The organism is Halobacteriovorax sp., assembly GCF_041587335.1.
Classification (GTDB): Bacteria; Bdellovibrionota; Bacteriovoracia; order Bacteriovoracales; family Bacteriovoracaceae; genus Halobacteriovorax.
The window spans coordinates 1-7481 of the sequence record NZ_JBFGYP010000135.1 but is presented as its reverse complement, the minus strand read 5'-3'; the positions used below and the strand labels follow the sequence as shown (position 1 = coordinate 7481).

Genomic DNA, 7481 nt, shown 5'->3' with positions numbered 1-7481 from the left:
CCTTGAATTTGAAGAATGTTTAGTGGATGAATCATCGAAGACCTTAGTCTTATAGAATCTGCAAGCCATGGTTTATCCCATAATAAAACCTTTCGTCCTGTCATAGAGAAAAGAAAATTCTTAACTAATTGAACTTCTGCTTGAAACTCGTGAAAAACTTTCTTTTGCTGTGCCTTTGTTAGAGTACTCTTAGATAGGTAAAGCTTAAAAACACAAAGGTCCACTTTACTCACAGTGAATCCCAGAGTTCTTATATATGAAGAGAAGAGATTACTTGTTTTATATGCTTTTTGCAGGGATAGCATTTTCTTCTTATCTTTTCTAATTGCACTCCATGCGCTTCCTACTCCCCACCAAGATGGAAAGAGTATCCTTGTTTGAGTCCAGCAAAGAATCCAAGGAATAGCTCTAATTGAACTAAAGTCTAAAGTTCTTCCTTTTTCTGAGCCTCTCTTAGAAGGTCTTGAACCTAATTTTAAAACACTAAGGTAAGAGTAAGGAGTTGCAGCAGATACCATTTCAAAGAAGTCTTCCTGAGAGATCTTACTCTTATAATGAAACGCAACCATTCCTGCAAACTCTTCAACAGATTTATCTATTTTGATAGAACCTTTCTTTGTTTTTACTTGTTTGAAGTTTGTTAGTACTTTATCAATACCTGATAGGGTTACCTCTGAAGAAGTAAAGGTTCTCTCAACCATTTCCCCTTGAATTGTGGCCTTATATAAAGTCAGTGCTGATTTTGGCCACCAAGCAGTTTGCTCTTTTATACTTCCACCACCCCTATCAACAGAGCCACCAGAGCCATGAAAGAAAACTGGTTGTAGACCACTTTGAGTAATTATCTCATCTAAACTTCTCATTGTTCGAGCGATGGCAATTCTACTTGGAAGAACTCCCATACCTTTAGAAGAATCAGAATAGCCTAACATAACCTCTAAGCGATTATTCCAACGCTCTTTAACATATTGAATATATTTTTTATTATTTAATAATAAACGAACTATATCAGAAGAATCATCTAAGGCCTGAGAGGTTTCAAACAAAGGAATGATTGGAATTGTTAACTCTCCAAGAGTTTTATTACTCAATTTAATTGTGTTCTCTATATCCTCATAGGATTGGCACATACTAATGATCAGGCCTTGAACATAATTTCGAACCTCGACTCCCTTAGCAATCCCTGAAAGAGTTTTAAGCATTCTTTCAATAGCTAATGGTTTTTTAGATTTTAAGGATTCTGCAATTACTTCACTATCTTCACGTAACTCAATTGGAATAACTAACCCAGGAAACATATCTAAGATTGACTTCAGTTTTAGGATACGAGGACTGACTGCTCCTATTACAGTCTCATAGACTTTAGTAAAACTCTCTATCTTAGAGCGCAAAGAGTTGATCCGACTTGCATCTTTAGGCGCCATAATTTTTAATGTCTCTAAGCACTCAGCCAGCTTAGTAACCCTCTTACTTAAGTCACTATTTTCGATCATTGATATATCTTCATCTAATTTTACTATGATTTCGCGAACGGCCCTAATAAAGAAGCTTCTTGAGGCCTGCAAACATTCAAGCATTACTTTTTCATCTACTCCAGGATGTCCGTCCTTGTCACCACCGACCCATGTTCGAACTCTGATTTTTCCGAGATCTCTATCGGCACGAAGTAATGTATCAAAAATATCTTTCCTAAATATTATAGAGAATAAATGCTTGGCCTCATCTAGAACTTCAGGCTTTTTATGTCTAGTAACAGGAAGATGCCATGCGACTTTTAAATTATGCTTTATAATAGATTCTAAATATTGCTGCTCAGCAGTTTTTTCCAAAATACTGACTAAAATCTTTTGAATTCTAGCGAAGAGTTCTATATTTGCAGGAGTTCGAGCTTCTGTTGGGTGAGCAGTGAGAACATATACCATAGTACTATCTTGCTTTGAAAAAGAAGCTACTGCTCCTTCATGCAATCTTAACCTATAGGTTCTATAAGCAGCTTCACATGTATTTATAAGCTCCAACATCAAAGTATAGGAATGAGCGATTGTATGTTTATCACTATTCTTTTCTTTATCTAGTCTTCTATATTGCATTTGAAGGATCTTACTTCTCTCCTCAACACTTGAAGACCTATAGGTCACCATCTCTTGTCTAAGAGAATCTACTTTCTTAAAGAGCCCTTCTCCGGCCTCTTCTCGTATAACGTCTCCTAAAATGGCCACGACACGGCTAACTAATTTCTTAAGTTCCAGGGGTAGTTTATGTTCAGCTTTCATAGACGAGTAATCCTTTAAAGATAAATAAATTTTACTACTTAAATATTAATAAACATCCATTCGTAATGTCATTACATATACTTAAATAAATTGAGCTCTAGTTATTTACAGTGAAAGATGAGCTAACACTCTAATATTAAAGACGATAGTGAAATATAAAAAATGTCCAAGATATAGACACCCTGTAAAAGTCTTACAAGTTTAGACTTAAGAAGCTCTATTTATAGTAATTTACTTTTATGCAAAAAATCTCAATTTTACTACTTTTCGTACTACAGCTACAAAGTGTGCAAGCAAGCATCAAAGTAACAGATATTGCTGTTAGCTATAATTCAGGAGCAAAGAATAAAAATATCAACTGCTCAGGGGCATTTGTTAAATATAACACCAAAAGATATTTTATTAGTGCATCTCATTGCTTTAAAAAACCTCCTTCTAAAAAAGTTGATTCATATATCTACAACTCTAGGAATTATAAGAAAGTTCGTTCATCAAAGGTAACAGTTAACTTCTCTGAAGATCACTACTACAACCCAGAGGGAGACACTCTTTTTAAAGAAATCTCTAAATCAACAAGTATTAAAACTAACGAGCTTTTTTTAAGCAGTGTGCAGCCTGCTATTGGCGACAAAGTAACTGTTCTTGGTTATCCAATTATTAGATCTAAGCGTGTTGCAACTAAACTAAGCTGTAACTTTCTAGGCTCAACTATATATGAAACTCCAGTCAACCCTAAAGGCATTGGGAGAATTATAAAGTGTAATTCAAAATTAAAGTCTGTCATTGGTATTAGTGGCGGACCAGTACTAAATGAATCAGGGGAATACATCGGAGTCATGAGTGCTCAGATTTTGCCGGCCAAAGGTTATAAATTTCAAGATAAACGTTTTATCTACCTTATTTATAACGAGCTCACGGGGCAACTATTAGAAAAAAATCAAATGCAAAGACCTGTCGAAAAATTTATTAAGATGATCCCAGGGAAGTATGCCTTTAAGGAAGCGGATGAATCTCTCTACTTGAGTCCATCAATGTATGAAATAAAGAAGTAATTTTATTCTATGTTAGTTCTTTTACTCTCAAAGAAGGAAGGATAATATATTCAAGAATAAATGAATAATTAATCCTTCCATCAATTTTTTACTGTTTTAATCAATAAACTTAACAACTTCTTCTAGCGGGAATCTAACCTTAGATAACTCTGCGTACTTATCACCCTCAGCTCTAAATCCAACAGGACAAGCAACAACAGTTGTAAGACCTTTGTCCTTTAAACCTAAGATACTATCGTACTCAGACTGAACAATTCCTTCCATAGGACATGCATCTATTTCTAGCTCAGCACAAGTCGTTAAAAAGCTTCCAAGAGCAATATAAACTTGATTCTTTGCCCAAGTGAGCACCTCTTCTTTTCCTTTCCCTGAAAGGAAACCTTTCATCATTTTAGAATACCCCTCAAGCTCTTCTACACTTTGACCTCTAGTAGAAGCTATATCTTGAATATATTTTTCAACATTTGAAGCTCCAAAATCAGTCATTGTACAAAAAACTATCTGATGAGAGCAGTCTACAACTTGTTTCTGATTCCAACTATGTGGCAACAACTTTTGCTTAACATCATCATTAGAAATAATATAAAAGGTCCATGGTTGCAGTCCAAAAGACGAAGCAGCAAGCCTTAAAGACTCAGCAAGAGTTTTTACTTGCTCCTCACTTAACTTCTTAGTAGCATCAAATTCTTTTGTAGCGTATCTCCATTCCAGCTTTTCTATATGATTCACTTCAACTCCCATAATTTTATTTACAACGATATCAATCGTTTAGTTTTAATCTTCTAGTATATAGTATTAAATAAATAGCTATTTTCAAAGTAATCAGAAATTTTGTTCTCTTTTTTCTTAATTTAACTACTTTATTAAACAACATAAATTAAAATGGAATCATTTACAGCTTCTTAAAGATATCTAAGACTTAATGCTTCATATATGCCATTGTGTTCCAAAAATAAAAATATGGATAAACTATGATTCAACTGAATAATATTTCAAAACATTTTGGCCTTCAGGTCCTTTTCAATGATCTAAACTTATTACTAGGAAAAAGAGAGCGTATTGGCTTTGTTGGTAGAAATGGATCAGGAAAGTCTACCCTATTTAAAATTATACTTGGAGAAATGGAGCCAGATAGTGGAGAAGTAGTCATTCCTAAAGGTTATAAAATAGGTGCACTTGACCAGCATATACACTTTACAAAGCCAACAGTACTCGAAGAATGCTGCCAGGTGCTTTCTGAAGAAGAACAATATGATTGGTGGAAAGCAGAAAGGATTCTCTTTGGCCTAGGCTTTTCAGAAGAAGATCTAGAAAAAGACCCAAATAGCTTTTCTGGGGGATATCAAGTACGAATCAACCTAACCAAAGCATTAGTCCAAAACCCTAACCTACTTTTACTTGATGAACCTACAAACTATTTAGATATTGTTTCCTTAAGATGGCTTAGAGGATTTCTAACATCATTTAAGGGGGAAGTGTTACTTATCACTCATGATAAGGACTTTATGGACTCTGTAACCACTCACACTGCTGGACTAAGTAGAAAAAGCCTCAGTAAATACAAAGGAAATACGGAAAAGTTCTATGAGCAACTAAGTATTGCCGAGGAAATGTATGAACAAACTCGACTCACACAGGAAAAAAAGAAGAAAGAACTTCAAGGCTTTGTAGATAGGTTTGGAGCAAAAGCATCAAAGGCCACACAAGCACAATCCAGAGCAAAGCAAATTGAAAAAATGGGAACGATGGAAAAGCTCGACTCTGAAAATAATCTTGGCTTTAGATTTCATTATAAAGAGTGCCCTGGAAAAGTCATTTTAGAGACTAAAGATTTAAGTTTTGCATACTCTGGAAAAGAAGAAGACGATCTTTTTAAAAACATAAGCATTAATGTTGGACGACATGACAGAATTGGAATTATTGGAAAAAACGGAAAAGGAAAGTCTACACTTCTAAATGTAATTGCAGGAGAACTTGAACCAAGAACAGGTGAAATTAAAAGTCACCCTTCCCTATCAATGGGACACTTTGGTCAAACAAATATTGAAAGACTTCATTTAGAAAATTCAATATTAACAGAAATCTCAGAAAGTAATCACAGCCTAGGAACTGGTCAAGTTAGAAAGATCTGTGGAACGATGATGTTTGCTGACGACCTTGCAAAAAAGAAGATATCAGTCTTATCTGGAGGCGAGAAAAGTCGTGTCATGCTTGGAAAAATCCTCGCAAGAAAATCCAATCTTTTACTCCTAGATGAGCCTACTAACCATTTGGACATGGAATCAATACAAACCTTAAGCGAAGAAATTGTTCGATTTCCTGGAGCTGTCATACTTGTAACTCACTCAGAGCTATTATTGAGGGCCTCAGTCAACAAACTCATTATTTTCCACAAAGGGAAAGCTGAGTTCTTCGACGGTACTTATGATGAGTTCCTAGAGAAAATAGGATGGGAAAATGAAGAGTAATTATTTCTACTGTATATTCTCGGATATATGATAAGATTCCAGTTATAAACACCTTAAATAACTGGATTAAAAGTGATATCAAAAGTATTTATTTTTCTAATAAGCGCTTCTCTGTATTTAACAGTAGAAGCATCTACATTAGATCTTGTAACATTTAACTACCCTCCTTTTTTGCAAAGTAATGAATTAGGTTTTGTTGATAAACTTCTTATCGACTTCAAAAGTAATACAAGCATTAAATTTAATACACATAAGTTTCCAGTAAAAAGAGCTCTGAACTATTACAAGACTAAGAAATATTACTTACACTTAGGCGCAGCAGATAACTTTTCAAAAGAGGAACTCTCTAAGTCCTACATCCTTCCAATATTTGACCTCAATGTTTACTTACTTTTTTCAAAAACTAATAAGGACAAGTTGCAAAAAGATTTAACAACCTTAAAAAATATTAGAATTGGTATCCTTAGAGGCGCTCAACAGGAGGAGGATTTTGCAAATAAATATAATTTCTCAATTACAACATATACAGACTCAGAGAATGCTTTTAATTTACTAAAGAAAGGAAGAGTTGATTTTATAACTTTCAGCCCATTATTTTATTCTCATGAAGATATTGTTGGTGAAAGTACGCTTGATGACTTCATTTACCATAAAGACCTTTGCTATAAAACAGAAGCGGCTTTTTTTATAAGCAAGAGTCATAAAAACTCAAAAGACATCTATGAAGAATTTAACAAAAAATTATCTCTATACTTAAAAAGCCCCCAGTATAAGAAGTTACTAGTAAAGACCTTTACTAGTTCTATCCCTGAAGGTGTACTTAAATATACAAAAGAATAGGGAATTTACGTGAGTTTTTACTTTGAAAAAAATTACATATTTTCACTACGGTCTCGAAAGTTATACTCTTGACGAAAATTACCTTAATAGAAAATGCTTAAATTAATATTAACTATTTAATAATAGTCTGAATTGACGCATATAAAGATTACCTTAAGAGACCAAAATATTTTACCTTTCTTAATATTCCTATTAATTTCTAATCATTAATATAAAGAGGATTATAAATGAATAAAATACTTATTATTTTACTGACATACTCAAGCCTAACATTTGCAAGTGAAGTTACTCCACAGGCCTCAGACATGAAGTTTGTGACAGACTTTACAAATTTTGCGTGTAAAAGTTTTAGAGATAAAGTTAGTGCACCAAATGAAATAGTTGACCTACAGGTTGAGTTTACAAAACTTGGAATATCTAGCTCTACTAGAAGAGTTCTTATTGATATAAAATCATTAGATAATGAGTGTCATTACACTGCTGATTATTCAAGAAAGAAAGGGACTACAACACTAAACTATGAGAAGTCTTATATTAATAATGCTGAAAGTTGTTTAGAACTAAAAAATAAACTTGATGAAATAATGACTCCAGGATTTAAGTATAGAATTAAATACAATGCATATATCTCTATGCTTTTTCTAAAAGATCTAGATGGTCAGTGTGAAAGTACAAGTGGAAATAATTTAATTGAATTTCAATGGATGCTATAAAAAAGGCCCTTTTCAGGGCCTTTCTTTTTATGAATTAACAACAATCTTTTCTTTATTACCTATTTTTGCAAACAAATCTTTTGCTTTATAAACAAGTAAATGAACAACAGGAACAAGGAAGTAAGTGAATATAAT

6 protein-coding genes are annotated in these 7481 nt (G+C 33.5%); 4 read left to right on the top strand and 2 right to left on the bottom strand.

The window, feature by feature from the left end:
• Positions 1 to 2273, bottom strand: a 2273-nt coding sequence (locus ABX784_RS14280) for a phosphoenolpyruvate carboxylase (protein ID WP_372655735.1), incomplete at its 3' end; no start/stop codon positions are given.
• A 239-nt stretch (positions 2274 to 2512) separates the two neighbouring features.
• Between ABX784_RS14280 and ABX784_RS14275 the strand changes: the two genes are divergently transcribed.
• Entirely contained in the window at positions 2513 to 3325 is an 813-nt protein-coding gene (locus ABX784_RS14275) for a trypsin-like serine protease (RefSeq protein WP_372655734.1), read from the top strand.
• Between the two features lie 96 nt (positions 3326 to 3421).
• Here the strand turns inward: ABX784_RS14275 and ABX784_RS14270 are convergent, their stop codons facing one another.
• Positions 3422 to 4054, bottom strand: coding sequence for an NAD(P)H-dependent oxidoreductase (locus ABX784_RS14270; protein WP_372655733.1), 633 nt, complete (start codon positions 4052 to 4054; stop codon positions 3422 to 3424).
• Between the two features lie 242 nt (positions 4055 to 4296).
• Here ABX784_RS14270 and ABX784_RS14265 point away from each other — a divergent pair, with 242 nt between their 5' ends.
• The 3 genes from ABX784_RS14265 (at position 4297) to ABX784_RS14255 (ending at position 7346) form a co-directional block, all read left to right on the top strand.
• A complete protein-coding gene (locus ABX784_RS14265) occupies positions 4297 to 5793 on the top strand; it encodes an ABC-F family ATP-binding cassette domain-containing protein (RefSeq protein WP_372655732.1) in 1497 nt (498 codons plus the stop codon).
• Positions 5794 to 5865: 72 nt separating this feature from the next.
• Positions 5866 to 6633: a hypothetical protein gene (locus ABX784_RS14260; RefSeq protein WP_372655731.1), complete on the top strand. Its 768-nt coding sequence runs from the start codon at positions 5866 to 5868 to the stop codon at positions 6631 to 6633.
• Between the two features lie 227 nt (positions 6634 to 6860).
• On the top strand, positions 6861 to 7346 hold the full coding sequence (locus ABX784_RS14255; RefSeq protein WP_372655730.1) for a hypothetical protein: 486 nt from the start codon (positions 6861 to 6863) through the stop codon (positions 7344 to 7346).
• Positions 7347 to 7481: the final 135 nt, after the last annotated feature.

Excerpts from the sequence above, each read along its gene's own strand:
- ABX784_RS14275 (WP_372655734.1), top strand. The coding sequence starts at position 2,513 with ATGCAAAAAATCTCAATTTTACTACTTTTCGTACTACAGCTACAAAGT.
- ABX784_RS14265 (WP_372655732.1), top strand. The coding sequence starts at position 4,297 with ATGATTCAACTGAATAATATTTCAAAACATTTTGGCCTTCAGGTCCTT.
- ABX784_RS14255 (WP_372655730.1), top strand. The coding sequence starts at position 6,861 with ATGAATAAAATACTTATTATTTTACTGACATACTCAAGCCTAACATTT.